The organism is Microbacterium maritypicum MF109 (genome assembly GCF_000455825.1).
GTDB lineage: Bacteria > Actinomycetota > Actinomycetes > Actinomycetales > Microbacteriaceae > Microbacterium > Microbacterium maritypicum_A.
In genome coordinates, this window is record NZ_ATAO01000206.1 from 330,440 (window position 1) to 355,895 (window position 25,456).

Sequence of the window (25,456 nt, forward strand, 5' to 3'; positions counted from 1 at the left end):
CGCTGATCACGCGTCTGCGAGTGCGTAGCCCTCCTCGCCGTGCACGACCTGGTCGACACCGGCGATCTCGTCTTCGTTCGTGACGCGGAAGCCGATGGTCTTCTCGATCGCGAAGCCGATGATGAACGCGACGATGAAGGAGTAGATCAGCACTCCGAGCGCCGCGATCAGCTGCACGGCGAGCTGGCGGGCGTCGCCGCCGACGAACAGTCCCGTCTCGGTGGCGAAGAAGCCGAGGTACAGCGTTCCGATGAGACCGCCGACGAGGTGGATGCCGACCACGTCGAGCGAGTCGTCGAATCCGAGGCGGAACTTCAACTCGATCGCGAGGGCGCACACGACACCGGCGAGTGCGCCGAGAAGCAGAGCCCAACCCGGCGTCAGGTTGGCGCAGGCCGGGGTGATCGCAACCAGACCGGCGACGGCACCGGACGCTGCACCGACCGAGGTGGGCTTGCCGTCCTTGATCTTCTCGACGAGGATCCAGCCGAGGATGGCGGCCGCCGTGGCGCCCAGGGTGTTCAGACCGATGAGTCCGACGCCGCCCATGTCTTCGGCCAGCCATTCCGCTCCCGCGTTGAAACCGAACCAGCCGAACCACAGCAGGGCGGCCCCGAGGAGCGTGAGCGGCACGTTGTGCGGCTTCAGGATGCCCTTCTGGAACCCGATGCGCTTGCCGAGGACCAGGGCGAGTGCCAGAGCCGCGGCGCCCGCGTTGATGTGCACGGCGGTACCGCCGGCGTAGTCGATCACGCCGATGCCGCTGTCCTCGCCGAAGAGCGTGGTGCCGAGGTTCATGATCCAGCCACCGCCCCAGACCCACGCGGCGACCGGGAAGTAGCCGACGGTCGCGAAGATGCCGGCGAAGATGAGCCAGCTGCCGAACTTCGCACGATCCGCGATCGCTCCGGAGATCAGCGCGACCGTGATGATCGCGAATGTGGCACCGTAGGCCACCCCCAGGAGCGCGACGTTCGAGCCCTCACCGGCCGCCAGGCTCGACAGCCCGAAGTCCGCGAAGGGGTTGCCAGCGAACGCGGTCGGGCTGTCGACCGCGCTCATCGAGAAACCGAAGAGAATCCAGAGCACGGCGACGAGTCCGATGGAGCCGAAGCTCATCATCATCATGCTGACGACGCTCTTCGCCTTGACGAGACCGCCATAGAAGAAGGCGACGCCGGGCGTCATGAGCAGCACCAGCGCTGTCGCGGTGATCGCCCACGAGATGTTGCCGGGAGCATCCATAGGAAAACCTCACATCCGAAGTAATTGAGAGCTTCAGTGTGACGACCTGCGGTTTCGTCAATGCGTGAGGTTTGTTTCCCCGCTGTTACAGCGCGGCTCCGCCCGTGAACATCGCGTTACGCGCGCCTGCAGGCTTACGCAGAATGTGTCAGGGCATTGAGTCGGGAGATGGCGCGGAGGTACTTCTTGCGGTACCCGCCGGCGAGCATCTCGTCGGAGAAGACCGCGTCGAGGCCGAGCCCGGTGGCCACGATCGGGATCTGCGCGTCGTACACACGATCGACGAACGCGACGAAGCGCAGCGCCTCCGACTGATCGGTGAGCTGGCGCACGCCGCGCAGGCCCACGCTTCCCAGTCCGTCGATCAGCCTGATGTAGCGCGAGGGGTGCACCTGCGCGAGATGACGGATCAGGTCGTCGAACCGGTCGTCGGACGCTGCGCCCGCGGCGCCGGCCTTTTCGATCGCCGTCTCGTACGCGTCGTCGTCGAGCACCACCGCGTGTCCGTCGAGGGCGCGCTGGCGGAAGTCGACGCCGTCGATGCGCAGCGTCTGGAAGCTGTCGGACATCGCATGGATCTCGCGCAGGAAGTCCTGTGCGGCGAATCGTCCCTCGCCGAGCGCGTTCGGCGGGGTGTTCGAGGTCGCGGCGAGCCGGGTGCCCGTCGGCACGAGCTCCCCCAGAAGGCGGGTCATCACCATCGTGTCGCCCGGGTCGTCGAGCTCGAACTCGTCGATGCACAGCAGGTCGGCGCCTTTGAGCAGATCGACGGTGTTCTTGTAGCCGAGTGCGCCGACCAGGGCGGTGTACTCGATGAACGAGCCGAAGTACTTCCGGCGGGCGGGCATCGCGTGATAGATCGAGGCGAGCAGGTGCGTCTTCCCGACGCCGAAACCGCCGTCGAGGTAGACGCCGGGCTTCAGCTCGGGCTCCTTCTTCGCCCGGCTGAACAGCCCTCCGCGCTTCGCGGGGGTGCCGCGCCCGGCGAAGCGCATCAGCGTCTCCTTCGCCTCCTCCTGCGAGGGATATGCGGGATCGGCGCGATAGCTGTCGAACGTCGCGGTGTCGAACTGCGGCGGCGGCACCAGGCTCGCCAGCATCTCGGGTCCGCTGACGGTCGGCTGGCGCTCGGTGAGGTGCACGATTCCCGTGCGGCTGGTCGGGTCGGTCATCACGGTCCTGAATCAGGTGCTCACCTGTGTCGAAGTCTTACGAATCGGGCGCAGGGTGCTCGGCGGGGATCTATCGTCGAAGGGACGGATCAACACTACGCCGTCTGCAGCCGCACCCTCGTCCGCTCAAACGCTTCGGAGATCCCATGGCCATCGAGTTCGATTCCTCCTCCCCCAAGTTCGCCGAGTACGCCGAACCCGGCCGGCTCGTCACCACCGAGTGGCTCGCGGAACGGCTGGGGACTCCTGGACTCGTGGTCGTCGAGTCCGACGAAGACGTGCTCCTCTACGAAACCGGCCACATCCCGGGCGCGGTGAAGGTCGACTGGCACACCGAACTCAACGACCCGGTCGTGCGCGACTACGTCGACGGCGAGGGCTTCGCCGAGCTGCTCAGCCGCAAGGGCATCGCACGCGACGACACGGTCGTCATCTACGGCGACAAGAACAACTGGTGGGCCGCCTACGCCCTCTGGGTGTTCTCGCTGTTCGGCCACGAAGACGTGCGTCTGCTCGACGGCGGACGCGATCGGTGGATCGCCGAGGGGCGCGAGCTCACGCGTGAGGCAACGAACCGGCCGCCCACGGAGTACCCCGTCGTCGAGCGCGACGACTCGATCATCCGTGCATACAAGGAAGACGTCCTGGCCCACATCGGCAGCCCGCTGATCGATGTGCGCTCCCCAGAGGAGTACAGCGGAGAGCGCACGACGGCGCCCGCGTATCCCGAGGAGGGAACCCTCCGCGCCGGTCACATCCCGACCGCGCAGAGCGTGCCGTGGGCGAAGGCGGTGGCCGAGGACGGCGGCTTCCGCAGCCGTGCGGAGCTCGACGCGATCTACCGCGACGGCGCAGGGCTCCGCGACGGGGATGATGTCGTCGCCTACTGCCGGATCGGCGAGCGGTCGAGCCACACCTGGTTCGTGCTCAAGCACCTCCTCGGCTTCGAGAACGTGCGCAACTACGACGGATCCTGGACAGAGTGGGGCAGCGCGGTACGCGTGCCCATCGTCACCGGTTCCGAGCCCGGCACACTCTGAACATGTGACAATGACAGGGATGAGCACAAGCGACGTTCCTGACACTCTCGCCGAGATCCGCGACGGCTTCCTGGAGACCCCGGAGCCCGATCGCCTCCTGCTGCTGCTCGAGTTCTCGGACGAGCTTCCCGACGTCTCCGACGAGGTCGCGGCCCACCCGGAGATGTACGAGCGCGTCGCGGAGTGCCAGTCGCCGGTGTACATCCATGTCGAGGTGAACGATGACATCGTCACGATGCACGCGACAGCCCCGCCCGAAGCTCCGACGACCCGCGGGTTCGCAAGCATCCTGGTGCAGGGTCTCACCGGCCTCACCGCAGACGAGGTGCTCGCGATTCCCAATGACTACCCGCAGTCGATCGGTCTCACGAAGGCCGTGTCCCCTCTGCGCATCGGGGGCATGACCGGGATGCTGATGCGGGCGAAGAACCAGGTCAGCCAGAAACGCTGAGAGCCTGTGATTCGAGCCAGTCCGTGATCGCGGTCGTCCAGCCGGTCTGGTCGTAGTTCCACAGCTTCGTGTGGCGTGCCACCGTGAACTTCGGCATCGTCACGAGATCCGGACGTGCCTCCTGCAGCGCGTGCGATGAATCCGCCGGCACGAAGCCGTCGTCGTCGCTGTGCAGGATCAGCACCGGCGCGGTCAGTTCGTCCGCACGCGCGACCATGTCCAGACGATCGAAGTGGATCGGTTCGTCCGCTCCGCTCAGGCGCGCGGTCAGAGGCATCTGGAGTGCCCCCATCGCGAGTTCCGGCAGCGGCGCACGCACGCCGGCCAGCTTCGCCTGGAACCGCAGCACCGTGCGCCAGTCGACCACAGGAGACTCGAGGATGATCCCCGCGATGCGCTCCCGGTGGCCGGACGTCACGGCGGCCTGCAGCGATACGGCGCCCCCCATGGACCAGCCCATCAGGATCACCCGCTCGGCGCCGTGTCGGAGCGCATAGGCGATGGCGGCGTCGACGTCACGCCACTCCGAGGCTCCGAGGGCGTAGGCACCCGCCCTCGTGCGCGGGGCCTCGCCGTCGTTGCGATACGACACGACCAGGTTCGGCAACCCCGCGGCGTGCAGCACCGGCACCGCCCGCAGGCACTCGGCGCGGGTCGCTCCGCGTCCGTGAACCTGGATCACCCAGGTCGACGACGACGCCGGGAAGTACCAGGCAGGGCATGGCCCTGCGGGAGAGCCGATCAGCAGGTTCTCCCAGCGCAGATGGAGCTCGCTCGGAGACGAGTAGTAGTAGCCGCTGAAGGCCGCGGCACGATCGACACGTGCGCCGGGTTCGATCTGGGTGAGGAGCTTGCGCCGCACGGCCGAACCATCGGCGCTGAGCACCGCCCCGAGTTTGACGTAGCCGTAGGTGCCCGTCGTGAACAGGCCGTAGCGACCGGGAAGCTCGGTGTCGGGTGTGCGCTTCAGCTCGATGGTCTGGGCACCCGTGTCGACCGAGAGGATCTCCGTGTCGGTCGCGCGGCGCATGGGCGTGACGACCCGACGCGCCACGGCGAACACGACGAGAGCGAGCGCTGCTCCGAACGCGAACAGGGCAGGGACAAGGAGCGTAACGGCGTGCCTGAGACTCTTCATCGCTTCCTGACTCTAGCCTGTTGCCGTGACCGCACACCCCGAGGCCGGGACGCCTTTCGAGAGCGCCGTGGCCGAACTGCGCGAGACCGAGTTCCGCGATGACATCACGGTGCGCGAGATCGCCACGCCACAAGGCCTCGCGCCTTTCGCCATCGCCCTCGCCGCCGACGTGCGCCCGGAGGGTGACGGCGAGTCCGTGTACGGCACCGGCCGGTTCGTCCTGCTGCACGATCCGGACGAGCCGGGAGCCTGGGGAGGCTCGTGGCGCATCGTCATCTTCGCGCAGGCGCCGCTCGAGACCGAGATCGGCACCGATCCGCTTCTCGCCGACGTGACGTGGTCATGGCTGGTCGATGCTCTCGACTCGCGCCAAGCGGTCTATCACTCGGAATCGGGCACGTCGACGAAGACGCTGTCGAAGGGATTCGGCGGGCTCGCCGTCGAAGGAGACGGCGCCCAGATAGAATTGCGGGCGTCCTGGACTCCGGAGGGCCCGTTCCGACCGCACGTCGAAGCATGGGCCGAGCTGGTCGGAATGCTGGCGGGGCTTCCGCCCGGCTCCGAGGGCATCGCCGTGATCGGCGCGCGAAAGGCTGTACGTGACTGAATACTCCGTGATCTCGGATGCCGAGGAGTTCCGCGCAGCCTGCGCCGTGCTCGCCGCCGGTACCGGACCCGTCGCCGTGGACGTCGAGCGGGCGTCCGGCTTCCGCTATTCGCAGCGCGCCTATCTGGTGCAGGTGTTCCGTCGCGAGGCCGGCGTCTTCCTCTTCGACCCGCCGGCGATCGGCGATTTCGCACCTCTCCAGGAGGCGATCGGTGACGTGGAGTGGGTGCTCCACGCGGCGAGCCAGGACCTGCCGTCCCTTCGCGAACTGCGCCTCGAACCGCCGGTGATCTTCGACACCGAGCTCGCCTCGCGCCTGCTCGGCCACGAGCGTGTCGGCCTCGGTGCCGTCGTCGAGGACACGCTGGGCATCATGCTCAAGAAGGAGCACTCCGCCGCCGACTGGTCGACACGCCCGCTCCCCGATTCCTGGCTCGAGTACGCCGCCCTCGACGTGCTGCACCTGATCGACGTCCGCGACGTCCTCGTTCTCGAGCTCGAAGAGCAGGGCAAGACCGAGTTCGCCGCCGAGGAGTTCGCCGCCACCCTCGCCCGCGCTCCCAAACCGCCGCGCGAAGATCCCTGGCGCCGCCTCAGCGGCCTGCACCAGGTGCGTGGAGCCCGGAACCTCGCCGTCGCCCGTGCCCTCTGGCAGGCACGCGAAGCGTACGCGCAGGAGCAGGATGTCTCCCCCGGACGACTCGTGCCCGACCGCTCCCTGGTGGCGGCGGTGCTGGCGAACCCGCAGTCGAAGCAGGCGCTGGCCGGCCTCAAGGAGTTCCAGGGCCGCGCGAGCCGCACGCAGCTCGACCGCTGGTGGCAGGCGATCGTCGAAGGCAGGGCGTCGGAAGAGCTTCCCCGCGAACGCGTTCCGAGCGACACCCTTCCGCCCCCTCGCGCGTGGGCTGACCGGAATCCCGAGGCGGATGCACGACTCAAGGCCGCCCGTCCGGTCGTGGAGGCCGTCGCCGAGGAGCTGGGCATGCCCACCGAGAACCTCCTCACTCCGGAGCACCTGCGCCGCGTGGCCTGGGACCTGCCCGGTGAAACCCCCGAGGCGATCGCGGACGCGTTGGCAGCGCTGGGTGCCCGACCCTGGCAGATTGCACAGACCGCACAGAAGATCGCTGCCGCCTTTGTAGAGGCGGCGCAAACGCCCGACACGACGCCCGCACCGGCTTCGTAGGTTCGACCCAACCGATTCCTCCCCGTTTCGCGGGCTTCATAGACTGAGGCCACGCACTAACTTGGAGGCAGAGTGGCCGAGATCTCGGACGTCTTCTTCGTCGATGGAGTACGCACCCCCTTCGGGCGCGCCGGCGAAAAAGGCATGTACTGGAACACCCGCGCAGATGACCTCGCCGTGAAGGCGACCATCGGCCTGATGGAGCGCAACGCCGCCGTCCCGGCAGACCGCATCGATGACGTCGCGATCGCCGCGACGAGCCAGACCGGCGACCAGGGGCTGACGCTCGGACGCTCGGTGGCGATCCTCGCCGGGCTTCCGCAGACCGTGCCCGGCCTCGCGGTCGAGCGCATGTGCGCCGGCGCCATGACGAGCGTCACGACCATGGGAGCCTCGATCGGCGTCGGCATGTACGACTTCGCCCTCGCCGGCGGTGTCGAGCACATGGGTCATCACCCGATCGGTGGCAACGCGGATCCGAACCCGCGCTTCGTCGCCGAGAAGATGGTCGACCCCGGTGCACTCAACATGGGCGTCACCGCCGAGCGCATCTTCGACCGGTTCCCGCACCTGACCAAGGAGCGCTCCGACCGGTTCGGCATGCTGAGCCAGCACAAGGTGCAGGCGGCGTACGACGCCGGCAAGATCCAGCCCGACCTCGTGTCGGTCGCCACCAAGGGTGCCGACGGCGCCTGGGGTCTCGCGACCGAAGACGAGGGCCGTCGCCCGCAGACGACGATGGAAGACCTCGCGGCCCTCAAGACTCCCTTCCGTCCGCACGGGCGTGTCACGGCCGGCACCTCCTCCCCCCTCACCGACGGCGCCACGATGTCGCTGCTCGCCGGAGGTGGCGCGGTGAAGGAGTTCGGACTCGCGCCGAAGATGCGGATGGTCTCGTTCGCGTTCGCCGGCGTGCAGCCGGAGATCATGGGCATCGGACCGATTCCGTCGACCGAGAAGGCGCTCAAGAAGGCCGGACTGACGATCGCCGACATCGGGCTGTTCGAACTCAACGAGGCGTTCGCCATCCAGGTGATCTCGCTGCTCGACCACTTCGGCATCGCCGATGACGATCCCCGCGTCAACCAGTGGGGTGGCGCGATCGCACTCGGACACCCGCTCGCGGCGTCCGGTGTGCGTCTGATGATCCAGCTCGCCGCGCAGTTCGCCGAGCGTCCCGACGTCCGCTACGGTCTGACCGCCATGTGCGTCGGTCTCGGTCAGGGCGGTTCGGTCATCTGGGAGAACCCGCACTACGACGGCAAGAAGAAGAAGTGAGCGCGAACGTGACCAACTACGACGAGATCGACTTCTCCCCCATCCAGGCACTCACCGAGGGCGAGGTCATCACGCAGTCGCCGGTGCGCGACATCCGTCTCGCGTCCGGCAAGGTGCTCGCCCTGATCACGCTCGACAACGGCCGTGACCACACGCGTCCGAACACGCTGGGTCCCGCGACGCTGACGCAGCTGGGCGAGACGCTCGACGGCCTCAAGGCGCGCGCCGCGGCCGGCGAGATCCAGGCTGTCGGCATCACCGGCAAGCAGTACATCCTCGCGGCCGGCGCCGACCTGTCCGACATCAGCAAGGTCGGATCGCGCGACAACGCCCGCCTGATCGCGCAGCTCGGACACAAGGTCCTCGGCACGCTCAGCGACCTCGGCGTGCCGTCGTTCGCCTTCGTGAACGGCCTCGCCCTGGGCGGCGGCCTGGAGATCGCGCTGAACTCCAGCTACCGCACCGTCGACTCCTCTGCTGCGGCGGTGGCACTGCCCGAGGTCTTCCTCGGCATCATCCCCGGTTGGGGCGGCGCCTACCTGCTGCCGAACCTGATCGGCATCGAGAACGCCCTCGAGGTCGTCATCTCCAACCCGCTCAAGCAGAACCGGATGCTGAAGCCGCAGCAGGCGTTCGACCTGGGCATCTTCGACGCGATCTTCCCCGCGGCGAACTACCTCGAGAACTCGCTGGCCTGGGCGGATGCCGTCCTGGGTGGCAAGAAGGTCGAGCGCAAGAACGAGCCCGGCAAGATCGAGCGTCTCACCAAGTGGCCGATCGCCATCAAGATGGCGCGCGGGATGCTGGAGTCGAAGATCGGCACCATGCCGAAGTCGCCGTATGCGGCCCTCGACCTGCTCGACAAGGCCAAGGGCGGCACCAAGGCCGAAGGCTTCGCCCGCGAGGACGAGGCACTCGCCGAACTCGTCACGGGCGACCAGTTCGCTGCATCCATGTACGCCTTCGACCTCGTGCAGAAGCGCGCGAAGCGACCGGTCGGAGCTCCCGACAAGGCGCTCGCGAAGAAGGTCACCAAGGTCGGCATCATCGGCGCCGGTCTCATGGCGAGCCAGTTCGCACTGCTCTTCGTGCGCAAGCTCCAGGTGCCCGTGCTCATCACCGACCTGGATCAGGCACGCGTCGACAAGGGCGTCGCCTACATCCACGAGGAGATCGGCAAGCTCGAAGCGAAGGGACGCCTGGACTCCGATTCGGCGAACAAGCTGCGCGCGCTCGTCACCGGCACCACCGACAAGAGCCTGTACGCGGACTGCGACTTCGTGATCGAGGCCGTGTTCGAAGAGGTCGGGGTCAAGCAGCAGGTGTTCGGCGAGATCGAGAAGATCATCGCCGAGGACGCGATCCTCGCGACCAACACGTCGTCGCTCTCCGTCGAGGAGATCGGATCGAAGCTCGCTCACCCCGAACGCCTGGTCGGCTTCCACTTCTTCAACCCTGTCGCGGTGATGCCGCTGATCGAGATCGTGAAGACACCGGCGACGGACGATGCGGCTCTGTCGACGGCGTTCGTGGTCGCGAAGAACCTCGGAAAGAACGCGGTCCTCACCGCCGACGCCCCCGGCTTCGTCGTGAACCGACTGCTCGCCAAGGTCATGGGCGAGGCGGCTCGCGCCGTCTACGAGGGCACCCCCATCGCCGATGTCGAGAAGGCCTTCGGCCCGCTCGGCCTGCCGATGGGCCCGTTCCAGTTGATCGACCTCGTCGGCTGGAAGGTCGCCGCCCACGTGCAGGACACGATGGTGAAGGCCTTCCCCGACCGCTTCTACGCCAACGAGAACTTCCATGCGCTCGCGGAGCTCGACACCGTCGTGGAGAAGGACAAGGGCGGGCGCGTCATCGGCTGGAGCAAGCAGGCGGAGAAGGTTCTGAAGCCCGCCGTCGGCAAGAACCCCGCAACGGCGGCGACGATCCTCCAGCGGGTGCAGGACGGTCTGGCGCAGGAGATCAAGCTGATGCTCGACGAGGGCGTCGTGCCCGAGGTCGAGGACATCGACCTGTGCCTGATCCTCGGCGCCGGCTGGCCGTTCATCGACGGTGGTGCTTCACCGTACCTCGACCGTGAGGGAGCCTCGGAGCGGGCCTTCGGCGGCTCGTTCCACACCCCGCAGATCCGCGGCGTCGAGAGCCGCTGATCGTCGGACGCCATCCCGCGAAGCGCTCCACAGGATTCCTGGCGAATCCGGTGGAGCGCTTCGTCGTCCGCCGCATAAGCACGCACACCTCCGAGCCGCACATCGCGCTGCCGCTCCCTGGCGTGAGCCCCGTCGGCGTGGCCCACTGCCGGCGCTGGCCGGCGTCGTGGGCCCTGCATGATGCCCCTGCGCCGCAGGCCCCGATCGCCGAGACTCAGCTCGCGGGCTGAGCCGGTCGGGGGTCTTCGTCACCACGTCGAGGCCAGTACGACAGCGCCCGTTCGGCCAGCGCGGTGATCGTGAGCGAGGGGTTCACGCCGGGATTCGCGGGAACGGCCGCCCCGTCGACGACGTGCAGGCCGGGGTGTCCCCAGACCCGGTGATATGCGTCGACGACCCCTTCCGCGGGCGACGCCGAGATCACCGCACCGCCGAGGAAGTGCGCCGTGAGCGGGATGCCGAACACCTCCGGCCAGGATCCGCGTGCGGCCGCAGACACCCCGCCGTCCGCCTCGACCCGCGCGGCGATCGCCGCAGCAGCCGTATGGGCTTGGGGCAGATAGCTCGGGTTCGGCTCCCCGTGTCCCTGCGCACTCGTCATCACGAGGCGACCGAAGCGGCGGCGCAGCGAGAGGGTGAGCGAATTGTCCGCCGTCTGCATCACCAGCGCGATGATTCCACGCTCGCTCCAACGGCGGAGACTCCCGAGCCGCCACTGTCTCACCGGTGAGCGGAGCACCTGCGCGACCAGACGGCGCAGGCGCACGCCCAGCGGCTGTCCGCCGGGGACGATGACGGTCGCCAGCGCACCCATCAGGTTCGATCCCGGACCGTAGCGGACGTTCTCGACGTGCGTGCGATCGTCTATGTGGAACGAGGTCGTGATCGCGACGCCCCGGGCGAGCTCGAGCGATTCCGGGACGCTCGTGGCGACCGCGCCGTCCAGCGCCTCGGAGTTGGTTCGGGTCAGCTGCCCCACGGCGTCGGAGACCCGCGGCAGCGCCCCGGACGCCTTCATACGGTGCAGCAGCTGCTGCGTACCCCAGGTGCCGGCGGCCAGCACCACCTGCCGGGCGGTCACGGTTCTCCGCTCATGCCGGAACCAGGCTCCGCTGCGCTGCGTCGTCACCGCGAACCCACCCCCGGGGAGCTCCCGCACCTCGCTCACCGTTCGCAGCGCCTCGATCGCGACCCCTCGGCGCTCCGCGAGATGCAGGTAGTTCTTCATGAGCGTGTTCTTCGCGCCGACGCGGCAGCCCACCATGCAGTTGCCGCAGAGGGTGCAACCGGTGCGATCAGGGCCCTCACCGCCGAAGAACGGATCCGGAGTGCGCTCCCCCGGCTCCCCGAACCAGACCCCGACGGGCGCGTGGCGGAACGTCGCACCGACGCCGAGGTCGTCCGCGGCGCCGGCCATGATCCGCTCCACCGGACCCGTGTGCGGGTAGCGCTCCACGACGCCGAGCATCCGCTTCGCCGTGGCATAGTGGGGTGCCAACTCGGACTCCCAGTCCGCGATGCCCTGCCACTGGGGGTCCGCGAAGAAGGCCGCCCCCGGCTGGTACAGCGTGTTCGCGTAGTTGAGTGATCCGCCACCCACCCCGGCGCCCGCCAGAATCATCACGTGCGGCAGTCGGTGGATGCGCTGCACACCGTAACAGCCGAGCACTGGTGCCCACAGGTACCGGCGGACGTTCCAGTTGGTCTTCGCGAAGTCATCGTCCTCGAAGCGGCGACCCGCCTCGTAGACGCGGACGCGGTAGCCCTTCTCCGCAAGTCGCAGAGCGGCCACGGAACCTCCGAATCCGGAACCCACGACCACGACATCCTCGTCGAACTCAGTCATCGCTCCCCTTCGGCACCATCATCGTGAGCGCGCCCGGCAGCACCGCGATGGTGCACTCATCCTCGCCGATCCGCTCGCCGTCGGCATAGACCACCAGGCCGGTGGCCGACACCGTGACGGACCGTGCACGACGATGCGCCACCTCGTCGCGCGCGAGATGCGTCCCGCGGAGCAGCAGGGGGAAGAGACGAAGCAGGCGCAGCCGGCCCAACGGGGCGACATGGACGATGTCGAGGAGCCCGTCGTCGGGGACGGCCCCGGCGCAGATCGGCATCCCGCCGCCGTAGCTGGAGGTGCTGCCGGCCGCGATCAGCGTACCCGGCTCGCTTCTCGGCGGCTCGCCATCGATGGCGAGGGTGAACTCCATGGGACGCAGCCGCACGAGTTCGATCAGCAGGGCGAGGTAATAGCGAGGCGCACCGTGCGGCCAGCGGAGCCGGTTGGTGCGATCGCTGACCTTCGCGTCGAAACCCAGCGCCGCGATGGTCAGGAATTTCCTGCTGCCCTTCCCGGTGCGGACCACGCCGACGTCGATCGACCGGGGCACGCCCGTGAGAGCGAGTTCGGCGGCAGCCCGTGCGTCGCTGCGTGGGAGTCCGAGAGCGCGGGCGAGGTCGTTCCCGGTCCCGGCCGCGACCAGCACCACGGGGACCGATGCCGCACATACCGTGTCGAGCACACCGGACAGTGTGCCATCACCACCGACGACGACCAGCGCTCGCGGATCGTCTGCCACGGCCGCGACCGCGAGCCGTGCGGTGTCTTCTGCGGATCCTCCCGCATAGGCCCGCACCTCGACACCACGATCACGAAGATGCAGAACAGCAGCTTCCGCCGCTCGCCCGCCCCGCCCTTTGCCGGAGAACGGATTCGCGAGCACGGCGATGTGCTCGGCCATGTCAGAGCGTCCGCTCGATGGGGATCACAGCACCCGGGTTGAGGATGCCCGACGGATCAAGTTCGCGCTTGATCGCACGGAGGATACGGACGCCCGTCTCGCCGATCTCCGCACGGAGCCAGGGCGCATGATCCCTGCCGACCGCGTGGTGATGGCTGATGGTCCCCCCCGACGCGACGATCGCATCGTTGACGCGCGCCTTCACGACTTCCCACACACCGAGCGGGTCCGAACGGATGCCGGCGAGCACGGTGAAGTACAGGGAAGCCCCGGTCGGGTAGATGTGGGAGACGTGGCACATGATGTACGACTTCGCCCCGGCGTCGGCGAAGCCGTCTTTGAGTGCAGAGTCGACCGCCGAACGCAGTGTCTGCAGGTTCGACCATGTGGTCGCGGTCTCGAGCGTCTCGCAGAAGACACCGGCGTCGAGCAGCGAATCCCGCAGGTAGGGGCCGTCGAACCGACCTTTCAGCCAGTCCTCCGCTGCCCCTTCACCTGCCGAGACTCCGCCGGCCGCAGCGAGCTGGATGCTGGCGCGGGCACGCCGCTCGGCGATACCGTCACCTTCGTACACGGTCACCACGCTGGCGCCCTTCGCGAGAGCCCTGCCGATCTTGCCGACCTGCGCGAGACTCACCGCCGTCTCCGCTTCGTCGGAGAGCCGGATGACGGTGGGGCCGTCGCCCTGCTGCGCGACCCGCCGCAGCCCCTCGGCGCCGCTGGTGAAGTCGGGGAAGGACCAGGATTCGAACACGCGGTCGCGCGGGATCCGATGCACCCGCACCCGTACCTCGGTGATCACGCCGAAGATGCCCTCGGAGCCGAGGAACACCCTGATCAGGTCTGGCCCTGCGGCGGAACCGGGCGAGCGCCCGAGCTCGATGTCGCCGGTCGGCGTCGCCACTCTGATCCCGGTCACCATCGTGTCGAAGCGCCCGTTGCCCGCCGAGTTCTGTCCCGAAGACCGGGCCGCCGCGAATCCGCCGATCGTGGCGTAGCGGAAGCTCTGAGGGAAGTGGCCGAGTTCGAAGCCGTGCGCGGACAGCGCTGCTTCCGCCTCCGGGCCTGTCGTCCCCGCCGCGAACAGGGCTTCGCCGCTGAACTCATCCAGCCGGATCAGACCGCTGAGACGTCGCAGGTCGAGGCTCACGACCGCGTGATGCGCGCCCCGGTCGGGGTCCAGTGCGCCGACGACACTAGTGCCGCCCCCGAAGGGGATCACCGCGATCCCTCGCGCGACCGCGATGTCGAGGCACGCGCGCACCTCGTCGTGATCGGCAGGACGGAGGACGGCATCCGGCGCCTCCTGACGCACCTCGCGACGACGGAGGAGGTCGGGTGTCGAACGCCCACCTGCGTGGCGGATGCGTGCCTCGGCGGCATCATCGATGTTCGTCGGGCCGAGCGCGGCGCTGAATGCCGCATGATCCTCAGCGGTCAAGCGCGGCGGATCGAGCTGCACGTGCCCGAGCTCGATCGCCGGTCCGGGCTTGCGCACTCGCCCCAGCAGCATCGGCAGCAGCGCGCGCACCGCCAGGGGCAGGTCCTTCGCCTTGGCCGGATCACCCCAGCCGTTCCATCTCATCGACGGGTCCGCATCGACCCTGCCACTGTCTTGGCCCATGCGTTACAGTGTGACACATCATGGAAGAACGTCAACCACAATGGGATGCGACACAGACGCGGATCCTCGACGCCGCCGACGCGCTGATCGAGCGTCGCGGCGTGCACGGCGTCACCATCGCCGAGCTCGCCCGTCGCGCCGATCTCAGTCGCCCCACGATCTACCGCAACTGGAGCGATGCCGATGATGTCGTCCGCGCCGCGCTGCTGCGGCGCGTCGACGGCATCCTGGGCACCTTCCCCGCGGAAGCGCGCACCCGGACGGTCCTCGTCAACGACGTCCTCCATTTCACGACGCTCTTCCGCAATGACACCCTCTACGGGCGTCTGCTCGCCGATGAACCCGAAGCCTTCACCCGCTACACGCTGCAGCGGGTGGGATCGAGTCAGCGCTTGATCCTCGACTGGCTCGCCACGGCGATCGGCACCGCACAGGCCGACGGCTCGGTCAGATCGGGACCACCGCAGGAGATCGCGGTCATGCTGCTGCTCATCGCACAGTCCGCGGTCCTCTCCCACGGCACCGTGGCAGACCTCATCTCGGAGAACGCGTGGGAGCGCGAACTGCGAGCCGCACTCGACGGGCTGCTCCGCCCATGACCCGGGAGTCATCCGCGCTCAACGTCGCGCGACGGAGGATCGAACTCGCACGCGCAGCCGACGAGACGGTCGACGTCCTCGTCGTCGGGGGCGGTATCACGGGCGTGGGTGTCGCTCTGGACGCCGTCTCGCGCGGGCTTCGTGTGACGCTGATCGAAGCCGAGGATCTCGCCTTCGGGACCAGCCGATTCAGCTCGAAGCTCGTGCACGGCGGCCTGCGCTACCTCGCGACCGGTGACATCGCGACCGCGCGAGAGAGCGCACACGAGCGGCATCTCCTGATGACCACGATCGCACCGCATCTGATCCGCCCGCTCGGACAGCTCCTGCCCTTCTCCCGCGGAGTCACGCTCCGCCAGCGCACTGCGGGCGCCGTCGGGATGGGGCTGGGAGATCTGCTCCGCATGCGCGCGCACACCACCCGTACGACGCTACCTGCCCCCGCTCTCGTGTCCGCGCGCTCCGCCACCCGCCTGGTGCCTGCGCTCGACCCTCATGGCCTCCGCGGCGGAATGCTGTCCTTCGACGGCCAGCTGGTCGACGACGCGCGGCTCGTGGCGACCGTCGCCCGCACGGCGGCATCTCTTGGCGCTCGCATCCTCACCCGCGTCCGCGCGGTCGTGTTGCGGGAAGACGGCGCATCGGTCGAGGAGACGTCCACGGGCGAGCGGTTCGAGGTCAGAGCCCGCGCCGTCATCAACGCGACCGGCGTCTGGGCCGGTGCGCTCGATCAGACGATCCACGTGCGCCCGAGCCGAGGGACGCACATCGTCCTCGCCGCCGCCGACCTGGGTTCGCCGTCGGCCGCGCTCACCATCCCGCACGAGGGATCGATCAGTCGCTACGTCTTCGCGCTGCCGCAGGCCTTCGGCCGCGTGATCGTCGGCCTCACCGACGAAGACTCCCCCGGTGCCGTGCCGCGTGTCGCCCAACCGACGGAGCCGGAGATCGATTTCCTGCTGCAGAACCTCAATCGCGTGATCGCTGCTCCCCTCGGCCGCGATCGGGTGCGGGGCGCGTTCGCCGGCCTGCGTCCGCTGGTCGACAGCGGGACCGACTCCACCGCCGATATCTCTCGCCGGCATCTGGTGACGGTATCCACCGCCGGATTCGTCACGGTGCTCGGGGGAAAGCTGACCACCTACCGCCGGATGGCCGAGGATGCCGTGGACCTTGCGGGACGCACCCGCGGACTGCAGTCGGGGCCGAGCCGCACGGCGTCGTTGCGCCTCGTCGATCGGTCGGTGCCCGCCTCGGATGACGTGCTCGACGACGCCACGGGCTTGACCGCCGCGGAGGTCGAGTTCGCCGTTCGCACGGAGGGCGCGATGACCGTCGATGACGTCCTCGACAGGCGCACCCGTGTCGGACTCGTGGATGCCGATCGCGCACGCTGCCACGCGGCGGTCGAGAACGTCGTCGCCCGCACTCTCGCCGACCTCGCCTGACCCGCCGCGGCGAATCCTGGCCCGCCGCGGCGAATCCTGAGCGGTGCGTATCCAGCGCACAGCGCCGCGGGTAACGTGCGCGGAACAGCGCATGAACTCCCCCGCCCGACCCGTCCCGAAGGCACCCCGGACCCCGGCGACCCTGCACAGTGGTGACATGGACATGCTCTTCACGATGCTGGGCGGCAAGGGGATGTCGGGTCTGCTGAAGACCGGAACGGCGATCCTCACCACGCTTCTGGTCCTCCCCGCCCTCCTCAAGCTCTTCATCGTCACCGTCGACGAGGGGTGGGCGGCGATCCGGACGCGCAACGGCAAGCCGATCATCCGCAACCGCCCGCAGCGTCGTCCGCGGAACCGCGGCGGGGCCGTCGGAGAAGTCGTCGTTCTGGACCCGGGCTCGCACGGAGCATTCCCGCTGTTCTACTGGTACAAGCTCATCGACGTCCGTTGCCGCGCGACCGATCTGCCCGCGCGAGAGATGAGCGGCGCGAGCGGACACCAGCACCGCGTGCATGCCTCGTTCGAGTGGCGTCCGATACCGACGGGAAGCGATCTTCGGGTGTTCGAGCTCGACGTCGTGAACGTCAAGGAGCGAGCCTCGAACATCGTCGGCGCCGCGCTGAGAGACGTGATCCGTGGGCTCGAGGGAGCCGAGCTGCCGCACAACGACGAGATCAACACCCGAGTGATCGCGGCCAGCGCCGCGGAGGTGCGTCGCGCCTGCGGCGTCGAGCTGGTGCGGGTCATGGTCACCGGCGACGCCCTCACCGACGGTTACCTGCTGTCGACCGCACTCCGAGACGTCGATCGCGGAGCACAGGCCGTCGCCGCGTTGCACGCTCTGAACTGACGCCTGCGCGCAGGGCGTTCCGAAGGGTCGGAGCGAGCGTCAGTGCCGTTCGTGCAGCGGAAGATCGATGGTTCCTGTCTCTCCCGCGTCACGCGCCTTCGGGATTCGCGTCCCGAGCACCTGCGACACGATGTCCTGTGCGATCTTCGGCGCTGTGAGGCCGGCGTCGACGAGGATCTGATCACGCGATGCGTGGTCGATGAACTCGTCGGGAAGACCCAGCTCGTCCACCGCGGTGTCGATGCCCGCCTCGCGAAGGACCTGACGTACACGGGTGCCGATGCCTCCGACCCGGATGCCGTCTTCGAGGGTGATCACGAGGCGGTGATGGGCGGCGAGTTCCACGATCGACGGCTGCACCGGAATAGCCCAGCGCGGGTCGATGACCGTCGCGCCGATCCCCTGCGCTCGAAGGCGGTCCGCGACATCGAGAGCGAGTTCGGCGAATGGTCCGATGGCGACGATCAGGACGTCTTCGGATTCGCCGCGGGCGAGCACATCGACGCCGTCGCTCAGACGTTCGATCGCGGGAAGATCGGCGGCGACCTCGCCCTTCGGGAAGCGGATGACCGTCGGAGCGTCTTCGACGTCGACGGCCTCACCGAGGGCCTCCGTCAGCCGCGCCCCATCACGCGGCGCGGCGATGCGGATGTGCGGGACGATCTGCAGCATCGCGAGATCCCACATGCCGTGGTGGCTGGGACCGTCGGGACCGGTGACGCCCGCTCGATCGAGGACGAAGGTGACTCCGGCACGGTGCAGAGCCACGTCCATCAGCACCTGGTCGAAGGCGCGTCCCATGAACGTGGCGTACAGGGCGACGACGGGGTGCAAGCCCCCGTAGGCCAGACCAGCCGCTGACGCCACCGCGTGCTGTTCTGCGATGCCCACGTCATAGACGCGATCGGGGAAGCGTTCGGCGAACGGCGCGAGGCCGGTGGGGCGCAGCATCGCAGCCGTCATCGCGATCACGTCGTCGCGCTGCTCGCCGACGGCCACCAACGCGTCGGAGAACACATCGGTCCACCCACGCCCACCGGACGACAGGGTCTCCCCGGTCGTGGGGTCGATCTTGCCGACGGCGTGGAACTGATCGGCTTCGTCGTCGCGGGCCGGCTGGTAGCCACGGCCCTTCTCGGTGATGGTGTGGACGATGACGGGCGCACCGTACGACTTCGCCAACTCCAGAGTCTCGAGGAGCGCGGGAAGATCGTGGCCGTCGACCGGACCGAGGTACTTGATGTCGAGGTTGGAGTACAGCGCCTCGTTGTTGGTGAACCTCGACAGGAAGCCGTGCGTGCCTCCCCGGACGCCGCGGAACACCGCACGTCCCACGGGACCGAAAGCGCGGAACAGGCGATCGGACCGCTGGTGGAGGTCCTTGTAGGCTGCTGCCGTGCGCACGCGGTTGAGGTACCGCGACATGCCGCCGATCGTCGGCGCGTAGGAGCGTCCGTTGTCGTTGACGACGATGACCAGGTTGCGATCGTTGTCGTCGGAGATGTTGTTCAACGCCTCCCAGGTCATGCCGCCGGTCAGCGCGCCGTCGCCGACGACCGCGACCACGTGCCGGTCTGCACGACCGGTGGCCGTCAAGGCCCGGGAGATGCCGTCCGCCCAGCTGAGCGAGCTGGAGGCGTGCGACGACTCCACCACATCATGGGCGCTCTCGCCCCGCTGCGGGTACCCGGCGAGACCACCGCGCACGCGCAGCGCCGAGAAGTCCTGGCGCCCGGTGAGGAGCTTGTGCACGTAGGACTGGTGTCCGGTGTCGAAGATGAAGGGGTCGTCCGGGGAGGAGAACACTCGATGGAGAGCGATCGTGAGTTCGACGACGCCGAGGTTGGGGCCGAGGTGGCCGCCCGTCCTGGACACGTTCTCGACCAGGAACGTGCGGATCTCCGCAGCGAGCTCGGTCAACTGGTCGGTCGAGAGTGCATCGAGATCACGGGGTCCAGAGATGCTCGGAAGAATGGGCATCTGCACCTCCTCACAGGCTCCGTCAGAAGCGCCCGACGACGGTGCGAGCGCCCCTCGATCCTACCCCGCCGGACTCAGAGAGCACGGCGAATCGGACCCCCTTGACAGGAAGGGCCGGCACGATGAAGGGGCCCGGGTCCGCAGACCCGAGCCCCTTCGTCTCGTGCGATCAGACCAGCGAACGCAGCACGTACTGCAGGATGCCGCCGTTGCGGTAGTAGTCGGCTTCACCGGGGGTGTCGATGCGGACGACAGCATCGAACTCCACCGGCTGCTTGCCCTCGGGCGAGTTCTCGCTCGGAGTGGCCGTGACCTTGACCGTCTTGGGCGTGACACCGTTGTTGAGCTCTTCCAGACCCGAGATCGAGACGATCTCGGTGCCGTCGAGGCCCAGCGATTCCCAGCTCTCGCCGGCGGGGAACTGCAGCGGGACGACACCCATGCCGATCAGGTTCGAGCGGTGGATGCGCTCGAAGCTCTCGGTGATGACCGCCTTGACGCCCAGCAGGCTCGTGCCCTTGGCCGCCCAGTCACGCGACGAACCCGAGCCGTACTCCTTGCCACCGAAGATGACGAGGGGCGTGCCCTGCTCCTGATAGTTCATGCTCGCGTCGTAGATGTACGACTGCGGGCCACCGGGCTGCGTGAAGTCGCGGGTGAAGCCACCCTCGACGACCTGTCCGTCGTTCACGGCAGCGACCATCGCGTTCTTCAGACGAATGTTCGCGAAGGTTCCGCGGATCATGACCTCGTGGTTGCCGCGACGCGAGCCGAAGGAGTTGAAGTCCTTGCGGTCCACGCCGTGCTCCGTGAGGTACTGCGCCGCGGGCGTTCCGGCCTTGATGTTCCCGGCGGGCGAGATGTGGTCGGTGGTGACCGAGTCGCCGAGCGTCGCCATCACGCGCGCACCCTCGATGTCCTTCACCGGGGTGAGCTCCATCGTCATGCCCTCGAAGTACGGCGCCTTGCGCACGTACGTGGAGTTCTCGTCCCACTGGAAGATCGCGTCGTCCGGAGTGGGCAGGCTGCGCCAGCGCTCGTCACCGTCGAAGACCGTCGCGTACTGCTTGATGAACTGCTCGCGCGAGATCGAGGAGTCGACGAGTTCCTGCACCTCGGCCGGGGTCGGCCAGATGTCCTTCAGGAAGACGTCTTCGCCGTCGGTGCCCTTGCCGAGCGCGTCGTTCTCGAAGTCGAAGTGCATCGACCCGGCCAGCGCGTACGCGATGACCAGCGGCGGGCTGGCGAGGTAGTTCATCTTCACGTCGGGGCTGATGCGACCCTCGAAGTTGCGGTTTCCGGAGAGGACCGCGGTGACGGCGAGGTCGTGCGAGTTGATCGCTTCGGAGACCTCTTCGATCAGCGGACCCGAGTTGCCGATGCAGATGGTGCAGCCGTAGCCGACGGTGTAGAAGCCGAGGCCCTCGAGGTCCTTGTCGAGTCCGGACTTCTCGTAGTAGTCGGTGACGACCTTCGACCCCGGGCCGAGCGTGGTCTTGACCCACGGCTTCTGCTTCAGACCCTTCTCGAGAGCCTTGCGTGCGACGAGACCGGCGGCGATCATCACCGACGGGTTCGACGTGTTGGTGCACGAGGTGATGGCCGCGAGGGTGACGGCACCGTTGTCGAGGATGTACTTCTCCCCCGACGGCGTCGTGACCGGCACGGGCTTCGAGGCGTTAGCCGGTGCGCCGCTGTTGATGTGCACCGGACGCGTGGTGGGCTCTTCGTCGCCGGGTGCCTGTCCGGGGTCGGAGGCCGGGAAGGAGTGCTTCGATTCGAGGTCGACGATCGAGTCTGAGGTCGATGCCGTCGCGTAGCTCAGGATGTCCTGCTCGAACTGCGACTTCGCCTCGGAGAGCAGGATGCGGTCCTGCGGGCGCTTCGGGCCGGCGATCGACGGCACGACGGTGCCGAGGTCGAGCTCGAGGTACTCGCTGAACGTGGGCTCGTGCGCGGCGTCGTGCCAGAGCTTCTGCTCCTTGGCGTAAGCCTCGACCAGCGCGACGGCCTCTTCGCTGCGGCCGGTGAGTCGCAGGTAGTCGAGCGTCACGTCGTCGATCGGGAAGATCGCGGCGGTGGAGCCGAACTCCGGCGACATGTTGCCGATGGTCGCGCGGTTGGCGAGCGGCACCGACGCGACGCCCTCTCCGTAGAACTCGACGAACTTGCCGACCACACCGTGCTTGCGCAGCAGGTCGGTGATCGTGAGCACCACGTCGGTCGCGGTCACGCCGGCGGGGATCTCGCCGGAGAGCTTGAAGCCCACGACGCGCGGGATGAGCATCGACACGGGCTGGCCGAGCATGGCTGCCTCGGCCTCGATGCCGCCGACGCCCCAGCCCAGCACGCCGAGGCCGTTGACCATGGTGGTGTGCGAGTCGGTGCCGACGCAGGTGTCGGGGTATGCGCGGAGCACACCGTCGACGTTGCGGTCGTAGATGACCTTGGCCAGGTGCTCGATGTTCACCTGGTGGACGATGCCGGTTCCCGGCGGGACGACCTTGAAGTCGCTGAACGCGGTCTGACCCCAACGCAGGAACTGATAACGCTCGCCGTTGCGCTCGTACTCGATCTCGACGTTGCGCTCGAGGGCGTTCTCAGAGCCGAACAGGTCGGCGATCACGGAGTGGTCGATGACCATCTCGGCGGGCGAGAGCGGGTTGATCTTGTTCGCGTCACCGCCGAGTGCCGTCACGGCCTCGCGCATGGTGGCGAGGTCGACGATGCACGGCACACCGGTGAAGTCCTGCATGACCACACGGGCCGGCGTGAACTGGATCTCGGTGTTCGGCTCGGCCGCGGCATCCCACGAACCCAGCGCCTCGATCTGCGCCTTCGTCACATTCGCGCCGTCTTCGGTGCGAAGCAGGTTCTCCAGGAGGACCTTGAGACTGAAGGGAAGCTTCTCGAAACCCGGCACCGTGTCGATGCGGAAGATCTCATAGTCGGTGCTGCCGACTGTCAGGGTGCTCTTGGCACCGAAGCTGTTCACCGTGGACACGAATCCGTCTCCTTCTATTCGGATGGGAGCGACAGGCGCCTCCATCTTGCTCGCCAGCGAGCCCCTGCGGCTAGCAAGGCGGACCTAACCAGTCTGCTCCGCGCAGCTCACCGGCGAAAGCCTGCGATTTATCTTGATGTCAAGATAAATCTATCACGCCTCGGGGGCATCCTCGCGCGCGGGCTCGCGCGGGTGCAACGCGCGGACCACGAGCCACGTGACGGCGATCAGCGGGGCGAACAGCGGCAGCCCCATGATGAGTTTGAGCGTGCCCAGCGCCGTGACGTCACCGGCCAGATAAAGGGGCAGCTGCACAGCCAGCCGGGTGAAGAACAGCGCGGCCCAGGCGATCCCCAGCCAGAAGTAGGCACGTCGCTTGCGGCGATCGTTCCGCCAGGTGGTGCCCTCCCCCATCAGGAATCCGACGGCGAGGCCGATCAGCGACCAGCCGATCAGTGCCGACACCAGGATGACCGAGCCGTAGACCGCGTTGGTGATGAGCCCCGGGACGAAGTTGTCGGCGCCGCGTCCGGTCCACAGAGCCAGCGCTGCCGCGGCGACCGCGGCGATGAGACCGCCGAGGGCGGCCGAGGGCGGCGACTTCTGCACGAGTCGGACGATCGTGAAGACGGCTGCGAGACCGACCGAGATGCCGAGCGAGAGGATCAGCGGCTCGGGGCGGATCGTGAAGATGATCACGAACGCGAGGCTGGGCAGCACCGACTCGAGGATGCCCCGCCACCCGCCCATGGCGGTCCACACGACCGTGTGGGTGGCCGCACTCTCCGACGGGTCGAGCCCGGCACGACGGGCGACTCCTCCGAGGGCCTCCCCGAGGATCTCGGAGGTGCTCTTCTCCCGTTCGGCGTCGGGCTCGGGAGTGCTCACGCGGAACCAGGGGTCGCCGGCATCTTGAGCGGGATCAGGTCGCGCGGCGGCATCGGAGACCCGCCGCGGACGACCACGATCGACCGGAAGAGGTCTTCGACCTTCTCCGCCGCTTCGGGGTCCGAGGCACCGGCGCCGCCGATCACGCCGCGAAGGAACCAGCGCGGGCCGTCAATGCCGATGAAGCGCGCGAGGCGCAGACCGGATCCCTCCGCCGCCGTGGCGGGGACCTCGGCGAGGAGCTCCTTGCCCAGCGGGCCTTCGCGCTCTTCCACGCGGCCGCCCTGCGCCTTGACCTGGTCGCGGAGCTGTACGCGGGTCTCGTCCCACAGTCCTCCGGTGCGCGGTGCGGCGAAGGGCTGCACCTGCAGCGAGGAGTCCGCGTAATCGAGGCCGACCGCCACGATGCGCTTCGACTGCTCCTCGACCTCGAGGCGCAGGTTCAGACCTTCGCGCGGCAGGATCTTGATGCCGCCGAGGTCGATGTAGGGACGGACCGGGTTCGCCTCGGAATCGTCGAAGGGACCGTCGGTGGCACGATTCAGCGGTGCCGACTTCGAAGGGGTCTCGTTGTTGTCAGTCATTGGCCTGTCCTGCTTCGTTCTGGTGGGTCGCTGCCTGGTAACCGGTGGAACCGAACCCACCGGCACCGCGGACACTGTCCGGCAGCTCGTCGACCGGGATGAACGTGGCGCGCGTGACCGGCATGATGATCAGCTGCGCGATACGATCGCCGACCGCCACATCGTACGCGCTCTGGGTATCCGTGTTGATCAGGCTCACCTTGATCTCGCCGCGATACCCGGCATCCACCGTCCCCGGCGAGTTCACGATCGAGATCCCGTGCTTCGCGGCCAGTCCGCTGCGCGGAACCACGAAAGCGGCGTACCCGTCGGGCAGCGCGATGCTGACGCCCGTCGGCACCAGTGCACGCTCTCCCGGCTCGAGGTGCACGGCCTCCGCCGCGACCAGATCGGCACCGGCATCGCCCGGATGCGCATACCCGGGCACCACTGCAGCGATAATGGGGACATCAACGGAATCGGTCACCCCATGAGGCTAATGCAGAACCCCGCCACAGACGCACGTCCCCGCTACCGCGAAAGACTCTCGCCGAGCCTCTGGCTGCTCGTGACCGTCGCGGTCGCCGGCCCCATGGTGTCGCTCGTCTTCGTGCCGATCGGCTCGACCGTCGCACTGGTCCTCGGCGCCGCCGTATCGGCCCTCCTGGTGCTGGGCTTCATCGCGGCCACCCCTGTCGTCTCCGTCATCGGCACGGTGCTGCGCGCCGGCCGCGCGCACATCGACACGAAGCATCTTGGCGAGCCGGTGGCCCTGACCGGCGACGACGCCCGGCAGGCTCGCGGCCCCGGGCTCCCGGCGCGCGGGTGGCACCTGATCCGCGGCGGCATCGACGGAATCGTCGTCGTCCCGAATCTCGACCCGGACGACCCCGTCGACACGTGGACCGTCTCGACACGCACGCCGGATCGACTGGCAGCGGCGATCCGCGCTGCGCAGAGCTGAGACGCGGCACGAAGAGGCAGAGCTGAGGTGCGGAGCCGAGAGGCACCCGCATACGACAGCGCGCCCCTGACCGGAGTGGTCGGGGGCGCGTGATACGTCGCTCGGAGGACTGCTTACGCAGCGCACTCCTTGCAGATGGGCCCGGATGCGCCCTCGTGGTCGAGCTGTGAACGGTGCTTCACGAGGAAGCAGCTCATGCACGTGAACTCGTCCTGCTGCGCGGGCAGCACGACGACGTCGAGCTCGAGATCGGAGAGGTCGGCACCCGGAAGGTCGAAGCTCGACGGGTTGTCGGAGTCTTCGTCCCCGCTTGAGCCGGAGAGCTTGTCCGGCACACGCTCCTTCAGGGCTTCGATCGACTCGGAGTCGTCTTCGCTCTTTCGGGGGGCGTCGTAATCGGTTGCCATGCGGTAGATCTCCACTTTCATGGTGCGAGTGGGTGGTGCGCCGTCGGGTATTCGGCGGCCATAGTTTGCACGACCGGACGACATAACGCAAATGCTCGCCCGTTCGCCTGAA

The 25,456-nt window shown here is 68.1% G+C and carries 22 protein-coding genes; 10 read left to right on the forward strand and 12 right to left on the reverse strand.

The genetic code is table 11. From position 1 onward, the window contains the following. Positions 1-6: 6 nt before the first annotated feature. Positions 7-1,245, reverse strand: a complete 1,239-nt coding sequence (locus L687_RS35880) for an ammonium transporter (protein WP_021200663.1) — start codon at positions 1,243-1,245, stop codon at positions 7-9. A gap of 134 nt (positions 1,246-1,379) precedes the next feature. Continuing rightward, a complete protein-coding gene (gene zapE / locus L687_RS35885) occupies positions 1,380-2,417 on the reverse strand; it encodes a cell division protein ZapE (protein ID WP_021200664.1) in 1,038 nt (345 codons plus the stop codon). A gap of 146 nt (positions 2,418-2,563) precedes the next feature. Between zapE and L687_RS35890 the strand changes: the two genes are divergently transcribed. Together L687_RS35890 and L687_RS35895 are read left to right on the forward strand one after the other, a co-directional pair. After that, complete coding sequence (locus tag L687_RS35890; RefSeq protein ID WP_021200665.1) at positions 2,564-3,457, forward strand: sulfurtransferase; 894 nt, start codon at positions 2,564-2,566, stop codon at positions 3,455-3,457. Between the two features lie 19 nt (positions 3,458-3,476). Continuing rightward, positions 3,477-3,908, forward strand: coding sequence for a SufE family protein (locus L687_RS35895; protein WP_021200666.1), 432 nt, complete (start codon positions 3,477-3,479; stop codon positions 3,906-3,908). Here the strand turns inward: L687_RS35895 and L687_RS35900 are convergent. After that, on the reverse strand, positions 3,892-5,046 hold the full coding sequence (locus L687_RS35900) for an alpha/beta hydrolase family protein (RefSeq protein ID WP_021200667.1): 1,155 nt from the start codon (positions 5,044-5,046) through the stop codon (positions 3,892-3,894). The genes L687_RS35895 and L687_RS35900 overlap by 17 nt on opposite strands. A gap of 25 nt (positions 5,047-5,071) precedes the next feature. Between L687_RS35900 and L687_RS35905 the strand changes: the two genes are divergently transcribed. The 4 genes from L687_RS35905 to L687_RS35920 all read left to right on the forward strand — a co-directional run bounded on the left by L687_RS35905 (position 5,072) and on the right by L687_RS35920 (position 10,270). Continuing rightward, positions 5,072-5,653, forward strand: a complete 582-nt coding sequence (locus L687_RS35905; RefSeq protein ID WP_021200668.1) for a DUF3000 domain-containing protein — start codon at positions 5,072-5,074, stop codon at positions 5,651-5,653. Then, entirely contained in the window at positions 5,646-6,839 is a 1,194-nt protein-coding gene (locus tag L687_RS35910; protein ID WP_031207679.1) for a ribonuclease D, read from the forward strand. The genes L687_RS35905 and L687_RS35910 overlap by 8 nt, the downstream gene beginning before the upstream one ends. 72 nt (positions 6,840-6,911) lie before the next feature. After that, the gene (locus L687_RS35915) at positions 6,912-8,117 is read left to right on the forward strand and encodes a thiolase family protein (protein ID WP_021200670.1); all 1,206 of its coding nucleotides are present in this window, start codon (positions 6,912-6,914) and stop codon (positions 8,115-8,117) included. Between the two features lie 8 nt (positions 8,118-8,125). Then, positions 8,126-10,270 (forward strand): 3-hydroxyacyl-CoA dehydrogenase NAD-binding domain-containing protein, encoded by a 2,145-nt coding sequence (locus L687_RS35920; protein ID WP_031207681.1) that lies wholly within the window; start codon positions 8,126-8,128, stop codon positions 10,268-10,270. A 214-nt stretch (positions 10,271-10,484) separates the two neighbouring features. On the opposite strand, the gene L687_RS35930 is transcribed toward L687_RS35920, so the two are convergent. From L687_RS35930 to L687_RS35940, 3 genes are read right to left on the reverse strand one after another with little or no spacing between them, the layout of a single operon-like run. Next, entirely contained in the window at positions 10,485-12,116 is a 1,632-nt protein-coding gene (locus tag L687_RS35930; protein WP_021200673.1) for a GMC family oxidoreductase, read from the reverse strand. Next, complete coding sequence (locus L687_RS35935; RefSeq protein WP_021200674.1) at positions 12,109-13,014, reverse strand: YegS/Rv2252/BmrU family lipid kinase; 906 nt, start codon at positions 13,012-13,014, stop codon at positions 12,109-12,111. The genes L687_RS35930 and L687_RS35935 overlap by 8 nt, the downstream gene beginning before the upstream one ends. A gap of 1 nt (position 13,015) precedes the next feature. Next, positions 13,016-14,638 (reverse strand): FAD-binding oxidoreductase, encoded by a 1,623-nt coding sequence (locus tag L687_RS35940; protein WP_235045239.1) that lies wholly within the window; start codon positions 14,636-14,638, stop codon positions 13,016-13,018. Positions 14,639-14,658: 20 nt separating this feature from the next. Between L687_RS35940 and L687_RS35945 the strand changes: the two genes are divergently transcribed. The 3 genes from L687_RS35945 to L687_RS35955 all read left to right on the forward strand — a co-directional run bounded on the left by L687_RS35945 (position 14,659) and on the right by L687_RS35955 (position 17,538). Continuing rightward, complete coding sequence (locus L687_RS35945; RefSeq protein ID WP_021200676.1) at positions 14,659-15,237, forward strand: TetR/AcrR family transcriptional regulator; 579 nt, start codon at positions 14,659-14,661, stop codon at positions 15,235-15,237. Then, positions 15,234-16,685, forward strand: coding sequence for a glycerol-3-phosphate dehydrogenase/oxidase (locus tag L687_RS35950; protein WP_021200677.1), 1,452 nt, complete (start codon positions 15,234-15,236; stop codon positions 16,683-16,685). Before L687_RS35945 ends, L687_RS35950 begins: the two co-directional genes overlap by 4 nt. Before the next feature lie 157 nt (positions 16,686-16,842). After that, positions 16,843-17,538: an SPFH domain-containing protein gene (locus tag L687_RS35955; protein WP_029265309.1), complete on the forward strand. Its 696-nt coding sequence runs from the start codon at positions 16,843-16,845 to the stop codon at positions 17,536-17,538. A 39-nt stretch (positions 17,539-17,577) separates the two neighbouring features. On the opposite strand, the gene dxs is transcribed toward L687_RS35955, so the two are convergent. The 5 genes from dxs to dut all read right to left on the reverse strand — a co-directional run bounded on the left by dxs (position 17,578) and on the right by dut (position 24,460). Beyond that, positions 17,578-19,518: a 1-deoxy-D-xylulose-5-phosphate synthase gene (gene dxs, locus L687_RS35960; RefSeq protein ID WP_021200679.1), complete on the reverse strand. Its 1,941-nt coding sequence runs from the start codon at positions 19,516-19,518 to the stop codon at positions 17,578-17,580. Between the two features lie 169 nt (positions 19,519-19,687). Beyond that, positions 19,688-22,522 (reverse strand): aconitate hydratase, encoded by a 2,835-nt coding sequence (locus tag L687_RS35965; protein WP_021200680.1) that lies wholly within the window; start codon positions 22,520-22,522, stop codon positions 19,688-19,690. Positions 22,523-22,675: 153 nt separating this feature from the next. Then, a complete protein-coding gene (locus L687_RS35970; protein ID WP_021200681.1) occupies positions 22,676-23,410 on the reverse strand; it encodes a DUF3159 domain-containing protein in 735 nt (244 codons plus the stop codon). Beyond that, positions 23,407-23,994 (reverse strand): DUF3710 domain-containing protein, encoded by a 588-nt coding sequence (locus tag L687_RS35975; protein WP_021200682.1) that lies wholly within the window; start codon positions 23,992-23,994, stop codon positions 23,407-23,409. Before L687_RS35975 ends, L687_RS35970 begins: the two co-directional genes overlap by 4 nt. Further along, on the reverse strand, positions 23,987-24,460 hold the full coding sequence (gene dut / locus L687_RS35980; protein ID WP_046398983.1) for a dUTP diphosphatase: 474 nt from the start codon (positions 24,458-24,460) through the stop codon (positions 23,987-23,989). The genes L687_RS35975 and dut overlap by 8 nt, the downstream gene beginning before the upstream one ends. Positions 24,461-24,472: 12 nt before the next feature. Here dut and L687_RS35985 point away from each other — a divergent pair, with 12 nt between their 5' ends. After that, positions 24,473-24,937 carry a DUF3093 domain-containing protein gene (locus L687_RS35985; protein WP_021200684.1) on the forward strand — a complete coding sequence of 155 codons (465 nt, stop codon included), beginning with the start codon at positions 24,473-24,475 and terminating at the stop codon, positions 24,935-24,937. Positions 24,938-25,050: 113 nt separating this feature from the next. Here L687_RS35985 and L687_RS35990 read toward each other — a convergent pair whose 3' ends face one another. Further along, a complete protein-coding gene (locus tag L687_RS35990) occupies positions 25,051-25,344 on the reverse strand; it encodes a DUF4193 domain-containing protein (protein ID WP_029259298.1) in 294 nt (97 codons plus the stop codon). Between the last annotated feature and the right edge of the window lie 112 nt (positions 25,345-25,456).